The sequence below is a fragment of the Pseudomonas sp. PB103 genome, assembly GCF_009764635.1.
Taxonomy (GTDB): domain Bacteria; phylum Pseudomonadota; class Gammaproteobacteria; order Pseudomonadales; family Pseudomonadaceae; genus Aquipseudomonas.
This window is the reverse complement of the sequence record NZ_RWIL01000050.1, coordinates 1-23,039: the sequence shown is the minus strand read 5'-3', so window position 1 is coordinate 23,039 and position 23,039 is coordinate 1. Positions and strand designations below refer to the sequence as shown.

22 protein-coding genes are annotated in these 23,039 nt (G+C 56.3%); 13 read left to right on the top strand and 9 right to left on the bottom strand.

The annotated features are described in order from the left end of the window. Positions 1–8 precede the first annotated feature (8 nt). From EJA70_RS09675 to EJA70_RS09655, 5 genes are read left to right on the top strand one after another with little or no spacing between them, the layout of a single operon-like run. Positions 9–716, top strand: coding sequence for a hypothetical protein (locus tag EJA70_RS09675; protein ID WP_158830592.1), 708 nt, complete (start codon positions 9–11; stop codon positions 714–716). Then, on the top strand, positions 713–1,636 hold the full coding sequence (locus tag EJA70_RS09670; RefSeq protein ID WP_158830591.1) for a hypothetical protein: 924 nt from the start codon (positions 713–715) through the stop codon (positions 1,634–1,636). The genes EJA70_RS09675 and EJA70_RS09670 overlap by 4 nt, the downstream gene beginning before the upstream one ends. Beyond that, a complete protein-coding gene (locus tag EJA70_RS09665) occupies positions 1,633–2,187 on the top strand; it encodes a DNA-binding protein (protein ID WP_158830590.1) in 555 nt (184 codons plus the stop codon). Before EJA70_RS09670 ends, EJA70_RS09665 begins: the two co-directional genes overlap by 4 nt. After that, positions 2,184–2,888, top strand: coding sequence for a hypothetical protein (locus tag EJA70_RS09660; RefSeq protein WP_158830589.1), 705 nt, complete (start codon positions 2,184–2,186; stop codon positions 2,886–2,888). Before EJA70_RS09665 ends, EJA70_RS09660 begins: the two co-directional genes overlap by 4 nt. Beyond that, positions 2,861–3,838, top strand: coding sequence for a hypothetical protein (locus EJA70_RS09655; protein ID WP_158830588.1), 978 nt, complete (start codon positions 2,861–2,863; stop codon positions 3,836–3,838). The genes EJA70_RS09660 and EJA70_RS09655 overlap by 28 nt, the downstream gene beginning before the upstream one ends. Positions 3,839–3,845: 7 nt before the next feature. Here EJA70_RS09655 and EJA70_RS09650 read toward each other — a convergent pair whose 3' ends face one another. Both EJA70_RS09650 and EJA70_RS09645 read right to left on the bottom strand, forming a co-directional pair. Further along, positions 3,846–5,039 carry a hypothetical protein gene (locus tag EJA70_RS09650; protein ID WP_158830587.1) on the bottom strand — a complete coding sequence of 398 codons (1,194 nt, stop codon included), beginning with the start codon at positions 5,037–5,039 and terminating at the stop codon, positions 3,846–3,848. Between the two features lie 32 nt (positions 5,040–5,071). Continuing rightward, positions 5,072–6,631 carry an SIR2 family protein gene (locus EJA70_RS09645; protein WP_158830586.1) on the bottom strand — a complete coding sequence of 520 codons (1,560 nt, stop codon included), beginning with the start codon at positions 6,629–6,631 and terminating at the stop codon, positions 5,072–5,074. 1,215 nt (positions 6,632–7,846) lie between these two features. Between EJA70_RS09645 and EJA70_RS09640 the strand changes: the two genes are divergently transcribed. Next, positions 7,847–8,167, top strand: a complete 321-nt coding sequence (locus tag EJA70_RS09640; RefSeq protein WP_008080978.1) for a YbjQ family protein — start codon at positions 7,847–7,849, stop codon at positions 8,165–8,167. Positions 8,168–8,224: 57 nt separating this feature from the next. On the opposite strand, the gene EJA70_RS09635 is transcribed toward EJA70_RS09640, so the two are convergent. Further along, on the bottom strand, positions 8,225–8,509 hold the full coding sequence (locus tag EJA70_RS09635) for a hypothetical protein (RefSeq protein WP_158830585.1): 285 nt from the start codon (positions 8,507–8,509) through the stop codon (positions 8,225–8,227). 240 nt (positions 8,510–8,749) lie between these two features. On the opposite strand from EJA70_RS09635, the gene EJA70_RS09630 reads away from it, so the two are divergent. From EJA70_RS09630 to EJA70_RS30815, 4 genes are all read left to right on the top strand, one after another. Further along, a complete protein-coding gene (locus EJA70_RS09630; protein WP_158830584.1) occupies positions 8,750–8,938 on the top strand; it encodes a hypothetical protein in 189 nt (62 codons plus the stop codon). A 323-nt stretch (positions 8,939–9,261) separates the two neighbouring features. Beyond that, positions 9,262–9,633 (top strand): glycine zipper domain-containing protein, encoded by a 372-nt coding sequence (locus tag EJA70_RS09625; RefSeq protein ID WP_008080982.1) that lies wholly within the window; start codon positions 9,262–9,264, stop codon positions 9,631–9,633. A gap of 137 nt (positions 9,634–9,770) precedes the next feature. Then, positions 9,771–10,190: a YMGG-like glycine zipper-containing protein gene (locus EJA70_RS09620; protein WP_008080984.1), complete on the top strand. Its 420-nt coding sequence runs from the start codon at positions 9,771–9,773 to the stop codon at positions 10,188–10,190. 122 nt (positions 10,191–10,312) lie between these two features. Beyond that, the gene (locus tag EJA70_RS30815) at positions 10,313–10,480 is read left to right on the top strand and encodes a hypothetical protein (protein WP_163005296.1); all 168 of its coding nucleotides are present in this window, start codon (positions 10,313–10,315) and stop codon (positions 10,478–10,480) included. A gap of 75 nt (positions 10,481–10,555) precedes the next feature. Here the strand turns inward: EJA70_RS30815 and EJA70_RS09615 are convergent, their stop codons facing one another. Both EJA70_RS09615 and EJA70_RS09610 read right to left on the bottom strand, forming a co-directional pair. After that, the gene (locus EJA70_RS09615) at positions 10,556–10,861 is read right to left on the bottom strand and encodes a contact-dependent growth inhibition system immunity protein (protein ID WP_158830583.1); all 306 of its coding nucleotides are present in this window, start codon (positions 10,859–10,861) and stop codon (positions 10,556–10,558) included. Beyond that, on the bottom strand, positions 10,858–15,642 hold the full coding sequence (locus EJA70_RS09610) for an RHS repeat-associated core domain-containing protein (protein WP_158830582.1): 4,785 nt from the start codon (positions 15,640–15,642) through the stop codon (positions 10,858–10,860). Before EJA70_RS09610 ends, EJA70_RS09615 begins: the two co-directional genes overlap by 4 nt. Before the next feature lie 245 nt (positions 15,643–15,887). Between EJA70_RS09610 and EJA70_RS09605 the strand changes: the two genes are divergently transcribed. Then, entirely contained in the window at positions 15,888–16,583 is a 696-nt protein-coding gene (locus EJA70_RS09605) for an HAD-IA family hydrolase (protein WP_158830581.1), read from the top strand. Between the two features lie 73 nt (positions 16,584–16,656). Here the strand turns inward: EJA70_RS09605 and EJA70_RS09600 are convergent, their stop codons facing one another. Then, positions 16,657–17,403 carry a 3-oxoacyl-ACP reductase family protein gene (locus EJA70_RS09600; protein WP_158830580.1) on the bottom strand — a complete coding sequence of 249 codons (747 nt, stop codon included), beginning with the start codon at positions 17,401–17,403 and terminating at the stop codon, positions 16,657–16,659. Positions 17,404–17,530: 127 nt separating this feature from the next. Here EJA70_RS09600 and EJA70_RS09595 point away from each other — a divergent pair, with 127 nt between their 5' ends. Next, complete coding sequence (locus EJA70_RS09595) at positions 17,531–18,457, top strand: LysR family transcriptional regulator (protein ID WP_158830579.1); 927 nt, start codon at positions 17,531–17,533, stop codon at positions 18,455–18,457. Between the two features lie 132 nt (positions 18,458–18,589). Here the strand turns inward: EJA70_RS09595 and EJA70_RS09590 are convergent, their stop codons facing one another. From EJA70_RS09590 to EJA70_RS09580, 3 genes are all read right to left on the bottom strand, one after another. Further along, positions 18,590–19,318, bottom strand: coding sequence for an aspartate/glutamate racemase family protein (locus EJA70_RS09590; protein ID WP_008080992.1), 729 nt, complete (start codon positions 19,316–19,318; stop codon positions 18,590–18,592). 55 nt (positions 19,319–19,373) lie between these two features. Next, positions 19,374–20,912 (bottom strand): NCS1 family nucleobase:cation symporter-1, encoded by a 1,539-nt coding sequence (locus EJA70_RS09585; protein ID WP_158830578.1) that lies wholly within the window; start codon positions 20,910–20,912, stop codon positions 19,374–19,376. Between the two features lie 525 nt (positions 20,913–21,437). After that, complete coding sequence (locus tag EJA70_RS09580) at positions 21,438–22,178, bottom strand: phosphoadenylyl-sulfate reductase (RefSeq protein WP_158830577.1); 741 nt, start codon at positions 22,176–22,178, stop codon at positions 21,438–21,440. A 164-nt stretch (positions 22,179–22,342) separates the two neighbouring features. On the opposite strand from EJA70_RS09580, the gene thrH reads away from it, so the two are divergent. Further along, positions 22,343–22,960 carry a bifunctional phosphoserine phosphatase/homoserine phosphotransferase ThrH gene (gene thrH, locus EJA70_RS09575; protein ID WP_158830576.1) on the top strand — a complete coding sequence of 206 codons (618 nt, stop codon included), beginning with the start codon at positions 22,343–22,345 and terminating at the stop codon, positions 22,958–22,960. Positions 22,961–23,039: the final 79 nt, after the last annotated feature.

Genomic DNA, 23,039 nt, shown 5'->3' with positions numbered 1-23,039 from the left:
GATCGAGCATGACGGCAAAACTCGTTTATCAAACCGACCACCTGGGCGTTTTCGTGGGCACCGTGACGGCAGACGAATCGCCCCTGGAGCCTGGCGTTTATCTGATCCCTGGCGGCTGCGTCGAAATCGCTCCACCGGTGGTTCCACAGTACAAAGCCGCGTGTTGGAGCGGAACAGCATGGCAACTGGTGGACTTCTTCGGCGGCGTGGTCGTATTCAACACCGACACTGGCGAGCCGCGCACCCTCGGCGGATTCGAACCAGTGCCGGCGGGTTACACCATGAAAAAACCCGGGCCGAACCAAATCTGGAAAGACGGCCAATGGATCGACGACATCGATGCCGTGCTGACCACGTTGCAGGATCAAAAACTGCAAGCGATCAGCACCGGCGGCGCGGCTTACATCGCCGGCGGATTCAACTCCAACGCCTTGGGCGAGATCTACCGCTACAGCAGCGCGATCGATGACCAGGTGAATTTGAACGGTCAAGTGCTGCTGGGCATGGATGACGTTTACCCCTGCTATGACGCCGACCAGGTGCTGGCCTTCCGACCTCACACGATCGCCCAACTTCAGAAAGTCAGCCTTGACCTGGTGCGCTTTCGCCAGGCTGCGTTGAGGCACGCCGAGATACTCCGTCTGGCTGTGGCCAACGCTCAAAAAGACAAAGACCTCAAGACAATGAAAGCCATCATTTGGACGCCGCCGGCATGACTTGGGCACCGGTGACGATGCGCTGGCCAGAGCAGGCGACGCAGTGGATGGGCGGACTGTCAGCGGCCAAGGATCTGGCCGGCAGCGAATTGGCCAGCACCGCCAAGCGCGTGGCTGGCCTGAGTGGCCTGGCAAACACCAACCCGGGGCCGGTCGGTGATGCTGCCAAAAGCGCGATCGCGGCCGGACGCGCCGCGCTGGCCGAGCAGTTGGGCCAAGTGCCGGCGTGCCTTGTCGTGACGCCGTTTCAAAGCGGGGTTGGCCAAGGCACCGGCTATCAACGCTTCCTCTCGGCTCCCAACGCACTTGAACACCTCGCAAAAAAACTGGAAGACGCCAGCGACAGTGGACGCCCGACTGGGCAGCAATACGCACTTTCGATCCTGTTCCTTGGCACGCGCTTGGAACAGTTGGCCAGCAGCTTGGCGAGGTTCAACGCGTTTCTGCCAATTCCTGATCTGGTGCGGACTGAGCGCCGGGCACAACACCTGGTGAAATTGGAAAGCGAAAAGTGGGAGATCCCCGGCGCCGGTTCTTTGCCTCGCTGGCAAGGTTTGCCGCTGGAGCGTTGCACAGTGGTCAAAGCCGCCAAACAGTCCATGGCCGGTCAACTGGCCGTGCTGGAGGGATACGCCGCTGACAGCTCGCCGTTGGCGGATCTGGCCGCGCTCGCGGCCCGCAAGGCGACCCAGCAACGAGGACGTGACCAGAAACTGGCTGACTTGAAAGGCCTACTGGTTGGTGGAAACCCTGAGGTCAGCATGCGCGCACGGCTGATCGGTCCGGGCAACGCCGGCGAACTGCGCCACGAGCTGCTGGCCGGCGATACACCGGGCCACGAATGGATTCAGTGCGCGGGTTTGCTGTTGGTAGGCAGTAAGCAAGGGCTGAGTTTTGTACAGGAGTTGGTGGGCCTATGACGCTGCTACTCGACGGACAAAAAGTCCAAGGCAAGAACCTCAAGGTCACCGCCAACCTGCGAATCGAAAGCGGCGACATGTCCGGCCAGACCAGCAACACCGACAAGGCCCATAAAGGCTTCAAGCCCAAGACGTTGGCAGTTTCGTTGATGATTCCCTTTGTGGATAAAACCCAGATGACGGATCTTTTGCGAATGGCCGAAACGACGGCCAGCGGTGGGCAGTTGCACCTGTACCGCATCGTCAACGACACCGCTGAGGCCTTCGGTGTGCGCCAAGTCGAGTTTTCCGAAGGCATCAGCGCCCGGGAAGCGGACACTCTGAAAGCCTGGCTGGTGCAGTTCACGCTGAGCGAGCGCGAATCGAACCCGGAGAAAGTCGAAGGCCGGCGCGCCGGCAACAAGGTAGACGCTCAAGGCGCCCCGGGTAGCCCGGTCGGTGACGGCGGTGCCGGCAATGGAGAAGGAACCAGCGATAACCCCGCGCTCAGCGGCTTCGAAAAGGTGCTGGGACGTGTGGATAAGTGGCTGGGCGGGAGTGAGCAGACGTGAAACTGCACAAGATACTTTCCATCAACGGCGCCCCGATCGCTCTCATCAAGGAGGACGTCCGGCTGGACGCTACCAGCCCCGGCCGGGCCAACTTCACAGTTCAATCCCCTATGCCGCTGAAAGGTCTGGTGACGCTGGATATCGGCTACAACGAAGGCACGTTGCAACGCCACTTCATCGGCTACGTCGAGCGCTGCACCGCCGCCAATGCGGTCGAGCAGGTGCTGTTCTGCCGGGAACTGGCGGCAGTGCTGGCCAACCCGTTGCCGTTGAACCTGCGTCATGTGGATCTGCGCGCCGTGTTGGCCAAGGTCAGCGAACAAACCGGGCTGCGCTTTCGTGTCCCCGATCGGCCTTATGCCAGCGTGAAGGCGCCGTATTTCTACAGCCTCGCCGCCGGTTACCAGGCGATGGACAGTCTCGCCCGGGTATTCAGCATTCCTGACTTCACCTGGCACCAACTCGGCAACGGTGAAATGTTCGCCGGCAGTTGGGCTGACGGTTTTTTTGGCGCACGGGCGCCGCTGCAAATCCCCACGGAGCTGTTCGACGGCTACCAAGGCAACCAAAGCGCGATGGTGGCGGCCCTTCCCGGGTTGCGACCAGGTGCAACGATCAACAACGGCGAACGCGTCACCACCGTGACGCTTGCCAATGACCAGATGGCCATCCGATGGAAGACGCAATCCGCCGCGCTGTAGAGCGCCAATTTCCCGAACTCACCGGTGGTTATCACCTGCCGCGCTTTGCCCGGGTTACCGCGGTGGCCGACGCACCGGCGGACGCCGGACTGTGCGACGACTTCCGTCCGCGCTACGCCGTGGACATTGTCGTACTCGGCCCGGATGACGAACCAGATCCGACAATGCCGCCGCTCACTGGCGTTCCTTTGCCGTTGCCCACCGGTGGCGAGGAAATGGGCATTTACGCCTTTCCGGAGGAAGGCACGCGGGTAGTGGTGTGTTTTGCCTACGGCCTGCCGAACAAGCCCTACATTCAATCGATCTTGCCGCACGGCCTGAGCATGCCGAAGGTACCGAAAGGTGATCAAGTGTGGCAGCACAGCGAAGCCGCCCAGCAGCGTGTTGACGCCGACGGCAATTGGCTGCGCCAGACCGATGGCAAGATCAGGGATCAGGCGATCGAGCGCGAAGTTGAAGCCCTGGACAACCGCGAGCAGTTCCAGAGTCACACACGGGCGGTGGACGACCATTCGACTGAGACGGTGGGTGGTGTGAAAAAGATCGAGGCGCTGGGCGCACTCAAGCTGATGTCGGGCGGTTCTGCGAGCCTGGCGGCGGTGGACGATCTGCACCAGGCAACTGGGCGGGATCTGAACCTGGTTGTGGGGCAGAAGCACAACGCCACGGTGGGCGGCGATATGCAGGAGCGGATTGAAGGCTTGCGGGAAAGCGTAGCGGGGGTTAGCCAGCGGATGCAGGCGCCAAAAATTTGGATAGGTTCAGAAGGCGTGAATCTGTTCAATATTATGTCTGAAACGCTCGACTTATTACAGGAAATGAATATGCAGTTAGCTGCTCACATCCATTTGCCAGGGTCAACACCGATCCCTTCGGATACTTCCGCCTTCACCGCTCGAGCTGCAGCAGCCTCCCTAATTTCGAAGTCAGTAAAATTAATATCTTTATAGTTTTTATTTAATAGGGACTTTTTGTTTCTGGTGGCCACACTAATTTTTTTGTTGTCTCCATTGGCTTTTCAGGCAAGCCTTTTTCTTTGCGCCAACGTAAATGCTCGGCCCGCATTTCAGCTTCAATTTCTTTGATTCGACTAGTAAAATTATTGGGGATCGAAAAGGTTGTTCCTATTTCGCATACTTTTTTGATTGTTCTCCAAGCGTTGTAGTCAATAAATGGATTAAGGCCGATAATGTTTCCATGTAGAAAGTTTTTGGGTTCGGGCATGCCTAGAATAATGCTTAACTTCTCTATTGCAACATTGAGATCCCATTCGGAGGAGCTTAGAAGTAGCGAGCAGAAAGCTAGTAGTGGCGAGGAAACTTTTCCAAACTTATAGTTCATCCAGGTGTGAGCTTTGTAGCCAAGCGCGCGTGCAGTAAACATAGAAAGTTGAATCGTTTTTTGATAATAAGGCTCTAGTGCGGAGACGTCAAAAACTTCGCAATCCTTATATCGTTCTGCTAGTCTAATTGCATCTTTCCTGCTGTCGCCGAACCGAATGCCTCTAGCTTCCTCAACTAGATCTGCTTGATCTAGAGTGAGTTTTACTTTCGCCGCATGACGCCAGTCGAAGTTTGGGATCTCCGCGTGCGATGGGTGGTGTACTAGCGAATCGTGCGGATGAGTTCCGAGCAGGTCATAGAGATAATTAAATGTATCTGTCGATGCGGTTACACGAAAGCGCACGGAAGTTTTTAGTTCGAAATACCATTGGCGCATCGATCTTATATTTGACTGATCGAAGACTCCACCTTCAATGCCTTTGCACACCAGTTGGCGAACCTGACGTGTTTCTTGCGATCTATCCGATTGAAGGTCAACTAACTCGCTTTGCTTCGGAAGGTCGGAAGCAAGTGTGTTGAACTCGCAAAAAGGAAGGTGGGCATCTTCATTTTTTGCGCCTACGAATCGAAAGTGTGCTTGGCGCAAAGCTTTAGCTGTAGTTTTCGATTTTGCACCACTTACTAAAATAGCTCCGTCCACGCCGCATGATGGGCATTGAACATCCATGCTGACCATCGTACGGATGTGATCTGGAATATCAGCTAATATCTGAATCGACTCTTCTACACTATGGTTGCCATATAGCGCCAGCAATTGTTCCACATCCAATTCTTTCTTGTTAAGTATCGAGTATGCAGTTTTGGACATGTGCAGCTCCGCAAGTTGTTTGGCTTATGGTATTAGTATCGCTTGCTGTTCTTTATTAAGTCGTAAATGCAGACTAGTTTTGCAAAGTTACTTGATCCATTGTCGGCGTGCTTTTTCAGGATTTCAAATAAATCCTGTTGTCCTTTTTTTATCAATGCGGGATCCATGTACGGAACCATACGTAGAAAAAGCTCAAAGCCACATTCATATAGTTCATTAATGCCAATCAAAACCTGTGGTACGGTTTTTGATCTCCTCAGCTCATATCCTTCGCTTCTGTAGTGATCAATATCCCAGCTGAAACGAAGTGCAGCTCCCGGGCATAACTCTAATTCGGCATTGTTCAAACTGCCATCTTCATTAATCAAGCCAGCGCGATTTAAGTAATAAAAGATTGGAACGCGTTGGGTTCCTTTTGCTAGTTTTGGAAAGACACTGCCAATAACATCCTTTGAGTTATAGTCTCTGTTTTCAAAAATAACATCACGAATTAAGTCTGCCCGCTCAAGCCCAATCAAGCCTTGCTTTGCTATTGCTTCCCCTTTTTTCAAAGTGGATATTGCACCGTAGCCTACTACGAACTCGGTTAGTGAGTTGCTTTTCTCTAAGTCTGACTCTTGTCTTACATATAGCTGTCCTTTAGGGTCGTCAGTGATAACGAGTTCATAAAGTTCATCCTTTATTGTTCGAAAAATATGCGCAGGTATTCTTTTTTTGGTTTCTGCTAAAACTTCGAAGAGCTCTATGTAGTTTTTTACTCGGATGAGTTTTACCGGTATTCTTTTATGTATTACTGAGTCTGAAATGCTTGGTTCTTCCAAGTCGCTTTGCCATTCAACGAATATAAGTTTGTTGCGCAGGAAGTCTAAGCTCTTTTCTGGGAAGCAAGTTATTATATCTTCCAGGATTTCTGCAATGTGTGCGTCGGTTAGTGAGTATCCTAGGAAGATTACGGGGCGTTCTATAAATATAGTTAATAGCTTGGATGATAAATAAGGGTTTTTTCGCCTGTACTCAACGTAGTCGGCGTCAGTAAGGACTAGGGAGTTCGGCAGGGATGAACACCCATGGATTTTATAGATTTCTGCAATTCCATGACTACGTCCAGCTATTAGGCCGTCCTGTCCAATGAAGCTTGTAAATTTTGGGAAAAGATTTTCTAGTAATCTATCCCAGTTAGTGGTGATAACTCCATCGATGTTGGCCCGAGATAGAAGGGAAAGTTCCTCCTCCATGGCATCAATTTTGTTGTTGTGTGCGTTCTGTAGGTATTTTGCAATCTCAATTTTTAATACTGAGCTCTCATTTATAAAGTGCTCTTTGTACTCATCTGCTGTTTGTGCTGATGAAGGCAGTTCCCACCATTTTTGTCCATAGCTCTCTGCAAGGAGCTGAGCATATCTTGGTAGGTCACCCCCTGAATTTGTACGTAGGCGTAGATGGTTTTCACCTATTGCTTCGCAAAACTTCAATAAGAGTGGTTCCCAGCTTTCAAGTCCGAGATATCGTCTAGACATACCAGACCCAAAAAAAAGCATGGGGGATGCTTCGAATTTTTTGAAGTGCTCTTTGATTGTCTCCTTGAAGTTCATACTTTTCCTATCAGTCAATAGTGCAGTCTTTAAAAGGGATTGGAATAGGATAGGAAAAAGGCGTGACTATTTCCACCTATTTGGTGGCTTTCATATTCTGTTGTTCGAAATTGATCATTGTGACAAAAAAATGCCTGGGAAAGCACTTATCCCCCTCCCGCCGACGGGCTTTGCGTACCTTTTTTGTGCAAAGGCCAGAGCGGTGTAATCACCCGCTCTACCCAGGTCTGCTGCGGGGGCTCTGGGCGTTGCATGGATTGCACGCAGTGCAAGGTTTTGTAAAAAAGTGCAGATCCGTGGCACAGCTTTACGGAGCATCGACGAATTGGCCAAGGAAGTGAGACGCCCGACGTGCTGGGGCTGCGGCCTGAAAAACCTACTGCACAGGGTATTTTCGTTTTTGGAACTGTTCGCACCACTTGCGAATCCGACAACGCCCAGTCCGCTGGGAAAGCGGTTGTAAGGCCCGGTCTGCTTGGCTCTGCGGGGTTTTCTGGTATCGCACAGAGTCACCAAGAATTTTCTTGCTATTACTGCCAAATTCTCATGATGTGAAAACACGGAAAAGGGACGTCGTCTTGGTCATTTTTCAGACGTGGGCTGGGAAAAAGGTAATTTTGGTAAGCAAGGTGTGGAAACGCGCTGCAGCCCTTGTCGTGTTTGGCTTTCACTCATTACCTCAAGAGGTAATTTTAGGTAAGAGTTAGGGTAATAATTTCTGAAGCGCCCGGTTTTACTGGGTTTTAGGGCTATAAGGGATTACTCATAGGAAAGGTAATTTTCTAACCTCATACTTACCAAATCATTACCTCTGCGTACTTCTCTCTACGCTCCGATTTTCAAGGCTTCCAGAGCGTGTCTCATGCCGCATTACCAAAATTACCTTTTTCCCATGGGTCAACATGAAACGTCGAAACGGGCTTCGCGTCCGTGTTCTGCAACCTGATGCGCAAAACCCATGGGACTGACATGGGACTGAGATTAAAAAATTCGCTCCTCTGCAGCCCTTATAAACCGGGGGGGTGTGCTCAAAAAACCGCAAACGGGTAGTTTCGAATCTCTCCTTCACCGCCACATTCAGTACACAAAACCCCTGATTTCGAAAGAAGTCAGGGGTTTTGTGGTTTCTGGTGTCTGGAATTTATCAGGCGGCGGATTGGAGTTGCGTTGAGCATTACAATCAGCGCTTTTATTCATCAGTAAAAGGACGACACCATGATCATCTCAACGACTCAATCCATTGAGGGTCGCCAGATCACCGCCTACCTGGACATTGTCAGTGCGGAATCGGTGCAGGGCGTCAATGTGATCCGCGACATGTTCGCCGGAATGCGCGACTTTTTCGGTGGACGTTCGCAGACGCTGGAGCGGGCGTTGAAGGAGGCTCGTGTGCAGGCGACGGAAGAACTTCGCGAGCGGGCGCGCGCTTTGCAGGCGGATGCGGTGGTCGGGGTGGATTTCGAGATCAGCATGCCCGGTGGCAAGGGCGGGATGGTTGTGGTGTTTGCGACGGGGACGGCGGTGAAGTTGCGCTGATGGGGTGTCAGGCCTGTGAGCCCATTCAAAAGTCGAATGGGCTCTTTCGGTTGGCGATCAGCCCTGTGGCTTGAGGGTCACCAGACCTTTATCGTCATAGGTCAGCGGCGTGTCGATAGCGACCAGCGGAGGCGTATCGGAGGGTTGGCTCGGTTGCACCGGCTGGCTCGGATGGTAAATGACCCCAGGCTGCAGAACCGGCGTATCCGGACCCGGATTTTTGATGGTGATTTCGCCGGAAGCGATCTTGTCCTTGAGTTTTTCCGCGCCAGCCTTGCCGGCTGCGATTTGTTCGTCCGTGAGCTTTACGACGGGCAGATTCGGGAATCCGTTGATTTGCATGTTCTCTCCTTGAGATTCATTTGTATGAAAAAGGGCAACGGCCAGTCGGCGGAATTCTTTAGCGATGTGGGATGAGCGGGCGTATGTGACGTTTGGTTTTTGTAGGCCATTCGTCGGGGATCAGACGATCTGAATAACAAGTCCAGTAATGACCGGCTAGTCTCAAAAGCCTTGGAGGTCGATATTTTTTCAGGCAAAAGGGTTTTTGCCGGTGTCGACTGATGGCGAAGGGGCGAAGGTATGACTGATCCGTATATCGAAGACGATGGCGCTGAATTTTCCTTCAACAACTGCGTATGGTGCGGCCAGACCGAGTACCAGGCAGGTTTTGGCGAGGACCCGGTGCAGACCGGCAAGATCAAATCCGCGGCGCCCAAGGGGCCGAAAGCCAAATTTCTTCCGAAGGTCGCAACTCGGGCCCGGAAATAATTCCGGAATGAACGACCCCGTCAATTGAGCGGGGTTTTTTGTCTCTGATGAATGGAAGGGAATTCCCTACAGGCGATGGATGATTCAAAGGGTTTTCACAAACTTTTCACGTTGATCGAAGTAGGGTGAAGCCATCCGTTAGAAAGCAAGTCTCCAGCCCGTCTCCCCAGCGGGCTTTTTTTTGCCTGTCATAAAACCTTTTCCAGAATTGCTGTCCAATCGGCGCCATGTGCGCGCAGGTCTCTGATTTCGTCTGGACTTTTGCGCCCCGAGAGCATTAAATCCCGGCCCTTTTTGTCATCCCAATTTTTGAGGTTTTCTTCATGCGTTTAACTCTGCCTGCTCTGGTTCTGGGCCTTCTGGTTGCTCAAGGTGCAATGGCTGCCGGTGATGGCACTGCGGCGCTGGGCGGTGGCCTGGGTGGCGCGCTGGGTAATGTGCTCGGTCAGAAAATGGGCGGCAGCACCGGTGCGGCAGTGGGTGCCGGCGTTGCAGGCGCGGCGGGCAGTGCACTGACGGCTCGCAAGGGCAGCCGCACCAAAGCAGCCATCGGCGGTGGTGTCGGGGCAGCCGGTGGTTCGGTAATCGGCAACAGCCTGGGCGGCCGGACTGGCGCCACCATCGGTGCAGGTCTGGGCGGTGCAGCGGGCGGTGCGGTCGGCAGCAATCTGGCCAAAGGTCACAAGCGTCACTGAAACTGATCGTTTTTCAGAAAAAGCCCGGCTCGATGCCGGGCTTTTTCGTTGCTGAACGTTTTTCTCACGAGCGTCTCCAATCTCACATAGGCCCTGGCTTGGGCGGACTGTCCCGATTCGGGAACTGTGAGGTTCATATGCGATTGTCATTATCTGCACTGTTTTTCGGATTGCTGGTGACGCAAGGCGCGATGGCTGCCGGGGATGGTTCGGCAGCCGTGGGCGGCGGGCTCGGTGGCGTACTGGGTAACGTGGTTGGCGGCCAACTTGGTGGCAGCACAGGTGCGGCGGTCGGCGCAGGTGTAGGCGGCGCGGCCGGCGGCGCGGTCGGGGCGAATAAACGCAATCGCACCGAAGCCGCGATTGGCGGTGGCCTCGGCGCTGCGGGTGGCTCAGTAATCGGTAATAGCCTCGGCGGATCAACCGGATCGGCTGTCGGTGCAGGATTGGGTGGCGCGGCCGGTGGTGCGGTCGGCAACAACCTGGGGGACGACGGCGGATCCCACTCCGGCGGCGGCCACAAACACAAGAATAAACACAAGAACCGTCATCATTGATCAGCGGTTCAACAGAAACCCGGCCTCGTGCCGGGTTTTTCGTTTTTGCAGGTAGGACTCAGGAACGATTGGCTGCAGGGCTTTTCGAACGTCATACACTTCCCCGAAAAAAGAGGTTTGCCATGACTCCCGAAACCGAAGGCAAGGAAGAAAAAGGCCCGAGCGGACTGCCGTTTATCAATGATCCGGGAAACGAAGATCCAGGATCGCTGATGGATGATGCGACGGTGCCGCTGAATGATTCGGATGAGGCGGATATGGAGTATGAAGAGGATGAGGATGAGCAGTGAACGGTTGCTACTGGAGGCAAACCTGCTGATTGACTCTAAGGGCCTGGGACTTCAGGCCCATTAGAAGTGCGCACATTAATCAGCCATTTTTTCGTTCAGTTTTCTCTCGATGTGGCGCAGCCATACTTCGCCAGATGCCCATTCATTCCAGTAGCAGTAATAACATTTGAGCTCCTTTAAGAATAATGCTCGTAGGTCCATTTCATTTAGTCCTCTGCTTATAAGCGTTTGCAATTCGCTACGTACTGAAATCAGTATTTCTTTGTCTGAGCTTTTCAAAAAGTCATCGATGACTTGATCTGCTGTGTCGTGCTCCATCAGCCAGTCTTGATGGAAGTAAGCCCCAAAAAATACTTGAGATTCTGGAAAGTCATTATTCATAGCTCTGGAAACCCTGTTAGTAAAAAATATCCCAAAGGCAGCGAAGCGTCTTTTTTTAACACTAATAGTAGTTTTGATGCCGATTGGGAATGCGTTACACCATTGAGCATACTTACACCCACCGGTCGGATGAGATCATGCGTAAAACTCGTCTTTGCTTGGGTGCTGGCCAAGAACGCCGTCACTCTGTGTGAGTTCGCGTTTAGCGCCTCTGACACTGCAACTTCGGCATCAGCGCGATTCAAGAAAGTAGAAGCAGCGGGAATGTTAGGTTCTGCTTGGAGCCGTTGAGCCAACTGGGCGTCAGTTCTGCCAACATGCCTGGTAATCAGATGCCCACCTTGCGCTTCGTGAGCTGCTAATCCTCCTCCAGGAACGATTTCACTGTATGGCCCATCTGCCGGTATTGCTCCCGGACAGGGAATGCAAGCCAACCCCAACGGATCCACCCACCCCGTCGGATTCGGCGTGTACTGGTACTGGTTCAGCCCACCCGCCAGCTTCACCGGATCCGGCGTCAGATACCGCCCCAACCTCGGGTCGTAGTACCGATGCCGGTTGTAATGCAGCCCACTTTCCCCATCGAAATACTGCCCCTGAAACCGCAACGGTTGATCGAGGTAGTCCTCAGCCGCCAAGGTCAGCGCCGCGACCTTGCCGTACGCGTCGTACTGCGCCGACCAAACGATTTCCCCGCTGTAATCGGTCAGCTCCAGCGGCGTACCGAGGTGATCGAGTTGGTAATAAAACGGGCAGGCCTTTTTCGGGCCTTTGCCGTCGAGCATGGCCAGCGGGCGGAAGGTGCCGGGTTCGTAGACGTAGCTGCGGTATTCGTTGGGGCTGTTTTCGGCGACGAGGTGGTCGCCTTGCCAGAAGAACTCGGTGGTGACGCCGTCGACGGTTTTGCGGGTGCGGCGGCCGAAGGCGTCGTATTGGTAGGACGCGGTTTTGCCGTCCGGGCGGGTCAGGCCGATCAGGCGGTGCTGGCAGTCGTAGCGGTATTCGGTGACCAGTTTGTGCGCGGTGCCGCGACGCTCGCGGATCAGGTTGCCGAAGGCGTCGTAGTCGTAGTGGCGGTCGCCCTGCATCAGCAGGCGATTGCCTTTGATCCGGCTCGGGCCGGTGCCATCCTGTGTCAGCAGGTTGCCGGCCGGGTCGTGGGCGAAGCTTTCCGGCAGTTCGTCGCGCGAATGACGGACGCGGATCAGGCGGTCGAGGGTGTCGTAACCATAGGTGCGCTGGCCATGGCGGGTGTCGGCGATGTGTTCAAGGTTGCCGTTGGCGCTGTAGGCATAGTCGCGCCGATACAGTGACTGGTGTTCATGGCCTACGGTATGGGCCAGCAATCGGCCTTGATCGTCGTAGGAGTATTCGCTGAGCAACAGGCCTTGCTGACGCTGCTGTTCGCGTCCGGACTGGAAGGTGTGCGTGGTCAGTTGCGCGCCGTTGAGGTCGATACCGCTCAGCGCGCCGCCCTTGGTGTAGCGGTAGTCGAGCTTGCTGTTGTCCGGCAGGCGCAGTTGTTTGAGCTGACCGCAGGCGTCATAGGCATACCGAAACGTGCCCCAGCCTTGGTGCTCGGTGATCAGCCGATCCTGACGGTCGTACTCGAAAGCCATCGGGTGGTTCTGGCCGTCATCGACGCCGATCAAACGGCCGAGGCGGTCGTATTGGTAGCTGACCATGATCCCGTCGGGCAGGGTTTTGACCAGAAGACGCCCGGCAGCATCGCGTTTATAGGCGGTGACTAACTGTGAGCCGTCGTCGCCAAACTCGGTCTTCTCCAGCAGGTGCCCGTTGAGGTCATAGGCATACGCGGTACGCTGGCCGTCAAAGCCGGTTTCCTGTCGGATCAATCCGGATGGCGTGTAGTCCAGCAGGTATCGCTCGCCGGACTCGTTTTCGATCTCGGTGAGCAACAGTTGCGCATGGTCGTAGCGGTACTGCACCCGCGTGCCGTCGGGGTTGATCCGCCGCGAAACCAGATGCAGATCGTCGTCGTATTCATAACGGGTGATGCGCCCGAGTTCATCGCGCTCGGCAGTAACCTGGCCGTAGGCGCCGTAGCTGTAGGCGCGAGTCGCGCCTGTGGGAAATGTCGTCTGCGCCAGTCGGCCGACGGCGTCCCACTGCTGACGGGTCACCGCACCGTGTTCGTCAACAACAGTCGTCCGCCGTCCCTGTGCATCGTAGGAACAGCGTCGTACGCCACCCTCAGGCAACGTTTCCTCGGTCAACTGGCCAAGGTCATTCCAGACCCAGCGATGCCGGCTGCTGTCCGGGTAACGGATTGACAGCAACTGCCCGCGAATATCGTAGTAATAATGGGTGACCTGTCCGTCGGGATCGACGGCTTCGGTGACATCACCCTCGGCATTGCGCCGGTAGATCCAGGTTGCGTCGCCCCGGCTGCGTTTGTGCAGGAAACCGTTGCGATATTCGTAGGACGTTGGCGCGTCATCCGGAGGAATCAGTGCAATCAGCCGTCCGATTTCGTCGTAGTGGTATTCGGTTATGGCCCCCAGCGCGTCCTGCTCAGCGACCAGACGCCCGCAATCGTCGTAAGCCTTGAGGTGTTCGCCACCGTTGGCCTCGACCTTGCGCACCAGCCGCGCACGGTCGTCGTGGACGTAAACCTCTTCAGTGCCGTCGACGTAATGCACTGTGACGCCGCCATCGTCATCCCAGACGTACCGCGTATTCATCTGCGAAAACGACGCCCAGTGGCGCACGCAACGGGCGGCCTTGCCGGCGCGTTCCCACTCCCAGAAGAAGCTCGCGCCCCCTGTCAATTGCCGCTGCAGGATCACGTGGGCGTCGTCGTAGTCGTAGCGCTCGCTGTCACCGACGGCGTTGGTCGCGGCTAACAGGCGTTGGCGGGCGTCGTAGCAGTAGCGGACGAGGGTTTGTTCAGTGACCCATTCAGACGCGTGGAAAACCTGGTAATCGACCGCGATCAATTGCGCCCGGTCATAGCGCAATCGCAGCGCCCGGCCAGCGCCATTGTCGAGACGATCAATACGATCCTGACGGTCCCGACTGATGCACAGTCGATTGCCATACGCATCACTGATCGCCGTCAGCCGCCCCGCGCGGAAGTGGTAAAAGCGCGGCACATCCCCGGCCAGTGCAAGGATCAGTTCCTGCGGTTCATCGCCAAGAAAGATCGCCGCCCGCGACAGACTGTTGTGAATCGCCGGCCGCTCGACGTCTGGTAACGGGAACCGAGTTCGGCGGTTCTCGTGGTCGATCCAGACCACACAATCGCCTTCGAACAGCAGGCGGTGCGCCAGCGAATGACTCCAGCCAAACCCCAGGCCGACATCGACCTCGACAGCGCTGGTGCGATACACCCGGGTGAACTCGAACGGCAGTCGCCCATCAAGCACACCATCGGTCAGGGTCAACAGTTCTTCGCCGGTGACCATCGACACCGGGCAGCCATTGGTGCAGGTCAGCGGTACGCAATCGGCGTTGTCGCCGTTGGGGTTTTTCGCCTGATCCGGTACATCGTCGTGTGGCTCATGGCGTTGCAGGGCCGCCATGTTGCGAGTCTTGTCGCGTGTAATGGGCGCCGGATTTGGCACCGTCAACACCAAAGAATCGGCTTGGCGAATGTTCAGAGGAATGGCTGGCGTCGGATTCAGCACAACGTCACGCGCATTGATCATCAGCGGTTTCAGCACGCTGGCATGTTTGTCCAGCGGTGGTGCCGCGCTCAGTTCCGCCAGCCGCAACGCTGAAGCCGCCAGCCATTCCCGTGCTCGCGGCGACTTGATCTTCGCCAGTACTTTGCTGCTCAGGCGTATTTGCACGCCGACACCGCCAGACAGCCGCATCAGCAGAAAAGCGATCAGCAGTTCGACGCGAACTTCAGCCACCACTTCAGCCACATACTGCGGCGGCAGCATTTTCAGCCAGCTGGTGAATGCCGCGAGATGAATGAACAGCAGCGGCTCATCGCTGAGGATCAACAAGCCGTCGGCAATGGACGCGCTGGACGCTTGCAGCAACGCTTCAAGCTCGGCTTCGCTGAGGTAATCGAGGAGCTTTTCGCTGTTGGCCTGCAAGTCGGCGAGGAGGGCGAACACTTGCTTGATGTCATCCCAGACGCCGTGCAGGGCACTTTCGAATCCGCGCCAGTCGGCCCGCTGTAATTGGCCGTAACGGTCAGCGAATCCGGCGCTGGAAAACTCTTTCCACAGGGGTTGAAACCCGCTCCACTCAGTCCGCAGCCAGCCTTCCAGACTGGCGAGGATGGCCTCATAGGAGGCGAACAGAGCACTGACGTGAGCGGCTGAAACATCGGGAAAGAAGGTGATGCGATAACGCTGGCCCCGATCGCAGTCGGTCACTTGCAGAATGCCGCTCGGGCCAATGGTGTGATGCAGTGGTGCGCCAAAGGTGAGAACCCCGTTGACGTCACTCAGCAGCGGTTCAAGTGTTAGCGGGGTATCGCCGATCGGCACAAACCGTGCGGCTTCGAACATGTGCACCAGCGTCAACGGCCCGCTGGCCGGGCACATCACCACCGATGAACTGATCGGCTTGGAGGATTTCAGCGGTGCACTGAGCTGGACGTCGTTGCCGACCTTGAACACCTGCTCGATATCCAGCGCCGTCCCGGTCCAGAACGCTTCGGCCCAGGCCTCGTAATCGTTCAGGCACAGACGGAACTCCTCGATCAGGGTCTCGAAATCCGGGTGTTCGGGATTCAGTGCGGCAACTACCAGCAGGCCAATGCTGTTGTTGAGGGCCAGTAACCGATCGGTTTCGAGCATTCGCAGTTCTCGCGCACATCAAAAAGGTGCGAGGACTTTGCGGGGGATCAACGCGGAAAGAAGTCGGCCAAGTAGGTGATGCCTGTAGGACGTTTCGCTAAATGTTCGCGAGTAGTTCATCGCCGCCAGAGACATTGCCCGTTGCTCTATGTCCGTCACGCTCGTTATGCTGCTGAACCCTTTAATCAGATCCGAGCAGCGACCTGCTTCAGGCGCCTGGGATGTTTTTGATAACGGATCCGATGATGAATGCACCGCTGAAGGCGTTCGGCCCGATCAAGGCCGTGATTTTCGATATGGATGGTTTGCTGCTGGACACCGAGGGCATTTACACCGAGGTCACCTCGCTGATTGCCGGGCGCTATGGGCGCACATTCGACTGGAGCATCAAGCAGAACATCATTGGCCGTGGGGCAAACGATCTGGCGAATTATGTGGTGCAGGCCCTCGATCTGCCGATTACCGCTGAAGAGTTTCTGCTGATCCGCGAGCCGTTGATGCGTGAGCGTTTTCCCACCGCACAAGCGATGCCCGGTGCCGAGGAGCTGATCCGTCACCTCAAGGCGCACAACATCCCGATTGCCGTAGGCACCAGTTCATCGCGCCAATCGTTCGGCCAGAAAACCACGTTGCACCGCGACTGGTTTGCGTTGTTCGATTTCATTGTCACGGCGGACGATCCGGAAGTTGGCGCAGCCAAACCGGCACCGGACATTTTCCTCACCGCTGCCCGGCGTCTGGGCGTGGCGCCTGAGGATTGCCTGGTGTTCGAAGATTCGCCGTTTGGCGTGACTGCCGCGAAAGCCGCCGGTATGACCGCCATCGCCATTCCGGACGCCGCCATGGCCGATGAAAAATACGCACACGCTGACGGGATTCTTCGTACGCTGAAAGCGTTCACCCCGAGTGCCTGTGGTTTGCCGGCGCTGGATTGGGCTTAAACCAGCGAGACAAAAAAACGCCGCCCCTCTGTCAAGGAGGGGCGGCGTTTTTCGTTCAGGCAATCTGGAACAATCAGGCGCCGAAACCACCATCGATGGTCAGGCTGGCACCGGTGATGTATCCGGCTTCCGGGCCTGCCAGATAGGCGACGAAACTGGCAATTTCTTCGGCTTTACCGTAACGGCCGACGGCCATCAGCGGGATCAGGCTTTCGGCGAAGTCACCGTGTGCCGGGTTCATGTCGGTATCAACCGGCCCCGGCTGCACGTTGTTGACAGTGATGCCGCGAGGGCCGAGGTCGCGGGCCAGGCCTTTGGTCAGACCGACCAGCGCCGATTTGCTCATCGCATACACACCGCCGCCGGCGAAGGGCATGCGGTCGGCGTTGGTGCTGCCGATGTTGATGATGCGTGCGCCTTCGCCCATGTGTTTAGCGGCTTCCTGGGAAGCGATGAATACGCTGCGAATGTTGATCGCCACGGTCTGGTCGAAGTCTTCGAGTTTGAAGTCTTCCAGTGGGGCAACGGCCAGTACACCAGCGTTGTTGACCAGAATGTCGACGCGGCCAAAAGCTTCGACGGTAGCGTTGACGGCGTGGCGGATAGCAGCGGCATCGGCGCTGTCGGCCTTGATCGCCAGGGCTTGGCCGCCGTTGGCGGTGATGCTGTTCTGCAACTCTTCGGCCTTGGCGGTGGAACTGACGTAAGTGAAGGCTACGGCAGCGCCTTCAGCGGCCAGGCGTTTGACGATCGCAGCGCCGATACCACGGGAACCGCCTTGAATCAGAGCGACTTTACCGCTGAGGTGTTGAGTGGTCATGTTCGATCTCCAGAGTGTTCAAGGCGGGAATGCCTTGGTATTGGTGGCGAGTATCGGCGTGGTATCGACAACTGTGTAGACCATGATTGCTATAGTCTGTGTAAACCAGAAGTTTATAGTGGCGGTCATGGAAACTTTCAGCAGCATCGAATGCTTCGTGCGCAGTGCCGAAGTCGGCAGCTTTGCCGAGGCCGCGCGACGTTTGAGTCTGACCCCGGCGGCCGTCGGCAAGAGTGTGGCGAAACTTGAGGTGCGGCTCGGCGTACGGCTGTTCCAGCGTAGTACACGCCGCTTGACGCTGACCGAGGCCGGGCAGCTTTTCCTCGATCAGGTCAGTGGCAGTTTGACGACGATTCAAAATGCCGTGGCCAATCTGTCCAGTGTCGAAGGGCTGCCGGCCGGGACGCTGAAAGTCAGCATGGGCGCCGCGTTTGGTTGCCTGCACATCGTGCCGATGCTCGGTGAGTTTCTACGGCGATACCCTGCAATCAACCCGGACTGGCATTTCGATAATCGCCAGGTCGATCTGATCGGGCAGGGCTTCGACGCAGCCATCGGTGGCGGTTTCGAACTGCCGCAAGGGGTGATTGCACGCAAGCTGAGCCCGGCGCACCGGATATTGGTGGCATCCGCCGATTACTTACGGGCCAATCCCGAAATCACCGAGCCGGATGACCTTGGTCATCACGACGGAGTTTTGATCCGCTCGCCGCAAACCGGGCGTGTGCGTTCCTGGCAGTTGACCGGGCGCAATCCGCAGAACTGTCGGCCATTGATGCTCAAGACGCGAATGACCATGAGCGATTCCGAGGCCGCTTGCAGGACGGCGGCGCAAGGCTTGGGGATTGCGCTGGTGAGCATGCCGTTTGCGGTGGGGTACCTGGAGGCGGGGACGTTACAGCGGGTGTTGCCGGATTGGTTCGTCGATGATGGCAATATTTCGATTTACTACGCCGAGCATAAATTGTTGCCGGGCAAGACGCGGGCGTTTGTGGATTTTCTGATTGAGCAGTTTGCGGAGCGGGGGTTGGCGCGGCGGTTCAGTGCGATTTGAGCAAGGCATCAGACCGCGGCGCGGCCATCGCGGGCAAGCCCGCTCCCACAGGGTTTTGTGTTGTGCACAAAATCTGTGGGCAACTCAGAACCTGTGGGAGCGTGGCTTGCCCGCGATGAACGATAACTCGGCCTACCGGGCAAACCGCCCCGGCCAGCCAATGATGTTCTTCGGTCGTGGCGTTGCATAAGTCCGCACTTTCGACGTCGACAAGCGCAAGCGCACCAGCGATTCCGCAATCGTCACTGCCGCCGTCACGCCATCCACCACTGGCACACCCGTGCGTCGACGAATTTGCTCATCCAGCCCGGCCATGCCGCCGCAACCCAGGCAAATCACCTCGGCTTTATCCTGCGTCACCGCCAACTCTGCCTGATGCACGATTGCTTCCAGCGCACGCTGCGGCTCGTGTTCCAATTCCAGCACCGCCAAGCCACTGGCCCGCACCGATGCGCAACGATCCCACAGGCCAGACAATTTCAACCGATCCTCAATCAGCGGCACGGTGCGATCCAGCGTGGTCACCACCGAATAGGCGTGGCCCAGAAACATCGCGGTACTCGCCGCCGCATCAGTGATGTCCACCACCGGCACGTTGAGCAATTCCTGCAAGCCTTCCCGGCCATGCTCGCCATAACCGGCCTGAATCACTGCGTCGAACGGCTGATCGTAGGACATCACCCGATCCATCACGGCGATGGCGGCCAAATAGCTTTCGAAGTTACCTTCAATCGAATCGGCGCCGAAATACGGCGTCAGGCCAATGATTTCGGTACCGGGTGACGCAACAGCCTGCGCCGAGCGCGCGATGGCCTCGGTGATGGATTCGGTGGTGTTGACGTTGACCACGAGAATACGCATGGGGAAATCCTTATAGCGGGCAGTTCTGCGGCCCGAGGCCCGGGCCGCGAGGGAGTTAATGGCAGACGTTGTCGACCGCAATCGATTCGCCACTGATGTCGGCGTAGTGCGGCTGACGCTTGGCGATGATCAGGTAGAGCATTCCGGCGATGCCGGCACCGATCAGCCAGGAGAACGGCGAGACACTGTGGAAACCGGGAACGAGCGCGAGGACGATGGCGATCAACGCCGCAGGAATAAACGCCGCGACAGCGCGGAAATTGACCCCGTGGCTGTAGTAATAAGCGCCGTTGGGATCTTCACTGTAGAGCTGCGGGACGTTGACCCGGCCTTTGCGGATCAGCCAGTAGTCGACCATGATCACCCCGTACAACGGGCCGAGCAGGGCGCCGAGGCCGGACAGGAAATAGACGATCACCAGCGGGCTGTTGTAGAGATTCCACGGCAGGATCAACACGGCGATGGTGGCGCTGATCAGTCCGGCGCGGCGGAAGGTCAGGTACTTCGGCGCGAGGTTGCTGAGGACAAATGCCGGGGCAACGAAGTTGGCCATGATGTTCACCGCAACGGTGACGATCAGGAATGCCAGGCAACCAAGGACCAGGAAGAAGGTGTTGGGAATCGACGCAATGATCTCGGTCGGGCTTTCGATGATCCGGCCATTGATCTGAAATTGCGCACCGCAGAGCAGCACGGTAATCGCGGCGAACACCAGAATATTCACCGGCAAACCCCAGAAGTTTCCTACCTTGATGGTCTTGCGGCACGGCGAAGAGCGGGCGAAGTCGCAGAAGTTGAGGATCAATGTGCCGTAGATCGCCAGCCACAACGCACCGCCAGCGAAGATGTTGCGCCACATCTCGCCACCGGTCAGCGGATCGCGGGTCGACCAGGCGATGGTCGCGTTGGCCTGGAAGTACATCCATGCAGCAAGCGCGGCGACAGTCAGCAGAATCACCGGCCCGGCGAACGCCTCGTAGCGGCGCACCATTTCCATGCCGTAGGCGAGAATCGCCAGTTGCACGAACCAGATCGCCACGAAGCACACCCAGCCCAAGGTCGACAGGCCAAGAATCGAGTTGTGATCGTATTCAGCGAAGCCGGGATGCACCGCCGTCAGCAGCACGCGGAACACCACCGAGGCCAGATACGTCTGAATGCCGAACCAGGCGATGGCGATAACCGCCCTGATCAGTGCAGGAATTTGCGCGCCGTGAATGCCGAAACTGATCCGGCTGATCACAGGAAACGGTACGCCGGTTTTCTGCCCCATGTAGCCGGACAGGTTCATGAAAAAGTACACCAGCGCCGCGCCGATCCCCAGCGACAACAGAATCTGCCAGCCACCCAGGCCCATTGCGTACAAGCCAATGGCGAAGGAGTAGTTGGCGATGTTGTGCACGTCGTTGGTCCAAAGCGCGAAGATGCTGTATTTGCCCCAGCGTCGGCCTTCAGCCTTGGTGGGCGCCAGGTCGCTGTTGTGTAGGCGAGGGCTGAGTTGTAACGGCTCGCTCAGACCGTCGTAGGGCAACGGTTGATCAAGGGCAGAGGCGGGCAGATTCAGCGCGATGTTATTGGAGAGACTTGTACGCATTCCGGCAGGCTCCTGATGTTCAGGGCCGCGATGACTGTGCATAAGCCGTCAGGCTCGACAAATCTTCGTCGCGGCAGTGAAAGCATCACTGGTTACGGGGCATCTGCAGCCTGTACGGGATAGGGCGCTTCAGGCTTGCGGATCGAAAGTGTTTATGTTTTGCAGTTTTGTATACAAAACATGTATGCACTTAAGCCAGTTTTGTGCCAGTTGGCGATCTATGCACAGCCGTGCTCATTTCGAAAAGTTATCGATGAGCGCTAAGTGGTTGAAATTGATTGGTTAAAAATTGACCGATTGAACAGGTATTTATTTTTGGCGCGGGAATTTCATCGCGGATTGGAGTGAGCGTTTCGCAGGCGGGATGTAACTTTTCAGGGCGCGGAAACAAAAAAGTGCACACATAAATGGCACCGATGGTGACATTTATGTGTACACATTTTTTAAGGTCAAATGATCGCAGCCTGCGGCAGCTCCTACATGGCAATGCGGTCACCTGTAGGAGCCGCCGCAGGCTGCGATCTTTTAGCTGTTGGACTTACTGATGATGTTACCGGCATGCAGCCCACACTCTTTCTGCGTTGCTTCTTCCCACCACCAACGGCCTTCGCGCTCGTGCTGGTTCGGCAGGACAGGGCGGGTGCACGGTTCGCAGCCGATGCTGATGAAACCGCGCTCATGCAGGCTGTTGTACGGCAGCTCGAGCATGCGGATGTAACCCCAGATCTCCTCGCTGGTCATCTGCGCCAACGGGTTGAACTTGTACAACGTGCGCTCCGGGGTGGAGAACGCCGTATCGATTTCCATCACCGCCACGGCACTGCGAGTGCCCGGGCTCTGGTCGCGGCGCTGGCCGGTGGCCCAGGCTTTGACGTCGGACAATTTGCGCCGCAGCGGCTCGATCTTGCGGATGCCGCAGCATTCGCCGTGACCGTCCTTGTAGAAACTGAACAGGCCTTTTTCCTTCACGAAGGGTTCCAGTTTCGTGTAGTCCGGCGACACCAGTTCGATGTCGATCTTGTAGTGCTCGCGCACTTGATCGATGAAGCGATAGGTTTCCGGGTGCAGGCGGCCGGTGTCGAGGCTGAACACCTTGACGTTCTTGTTGAGCTTCCAGGCCATGTCCACCAGCACCACATCCTCGGCGCCGCTGAAAGATATCCACAAGTCATCGCCGAACTCGGCAAAGGCGAGTTTGAGAATGTCTTGCGCGGATTTGTTGGCATAGGTCGTGGCGAGTTCCACGACGTCGAACGTTGCACTCATCAGGGCGGCTTCCTACAGGTCGGTGGCGCTGGGCGCTCTATATGGGGCCGATGGTAACAAAAAGCTGCGTGGCTCGGGGCGTGCTGTGCGTTGCGCGAGTGGATTTGAATCGCTAGAGTTCGGCCTCGCTCGACTCAAATAATCAATACAAACGGGAGTGTCTTGTGGAAATTGCTTGCCTGGATCTTGAAGGGGTGTTGGTGCCGGAAATCTGGATCGCCTTCGCCGAAAAAACCGGAATCGACTCCCTCAAGGCCACCACCCGGGACATTCCCGATTACGACGTGCTGATGAAGCAGCGTCTGCGCATCCTTGATGAACATGGCTTGAAGCTCTCGGACATTCAGGAAGTGATCGCCACGCTGAAGCCGCTGGACGGCGCGGTGGAGTTCGTCAACTGGCTGCGTGAGCGCTTTCAGGTGGTGATTCTTTCGGATACGTTTTACGAGTTCTCGCAGCCGCTGATGCGTCAGTTGGGCTTCCCGACGTTGCTTTGCCATCGTCTTATTACTGACGACACCGGGCGGGTGACCAGCTATCAGTTGCGCCAGAAAGATCCCAAGCGTCAGTCGGTGCTGGCGTTCAAGAGCCTGTATTACCGGGTGATTGCGGCGGGGGATTCGTATAACGATACGACGATGCTGGGCGAGGCGGATGCGGGGATTCTGTTCCATGCGCCGGAGAATGTGATTCGCGAGTTTCCGCAGTTTCCGGCGGTGCATACCTTTGCTGAGTTGAAGCAGGAATTCCTCAAAGCCTCTAACAGAGAGTTGAGTTTGTAATGAATTCCCCTGTAGGAGCTGCCGAAGGCTGCGATCTTTTGATCCGGTTTTCTTGGAGCAAGATCAAAAGATCGCAGCC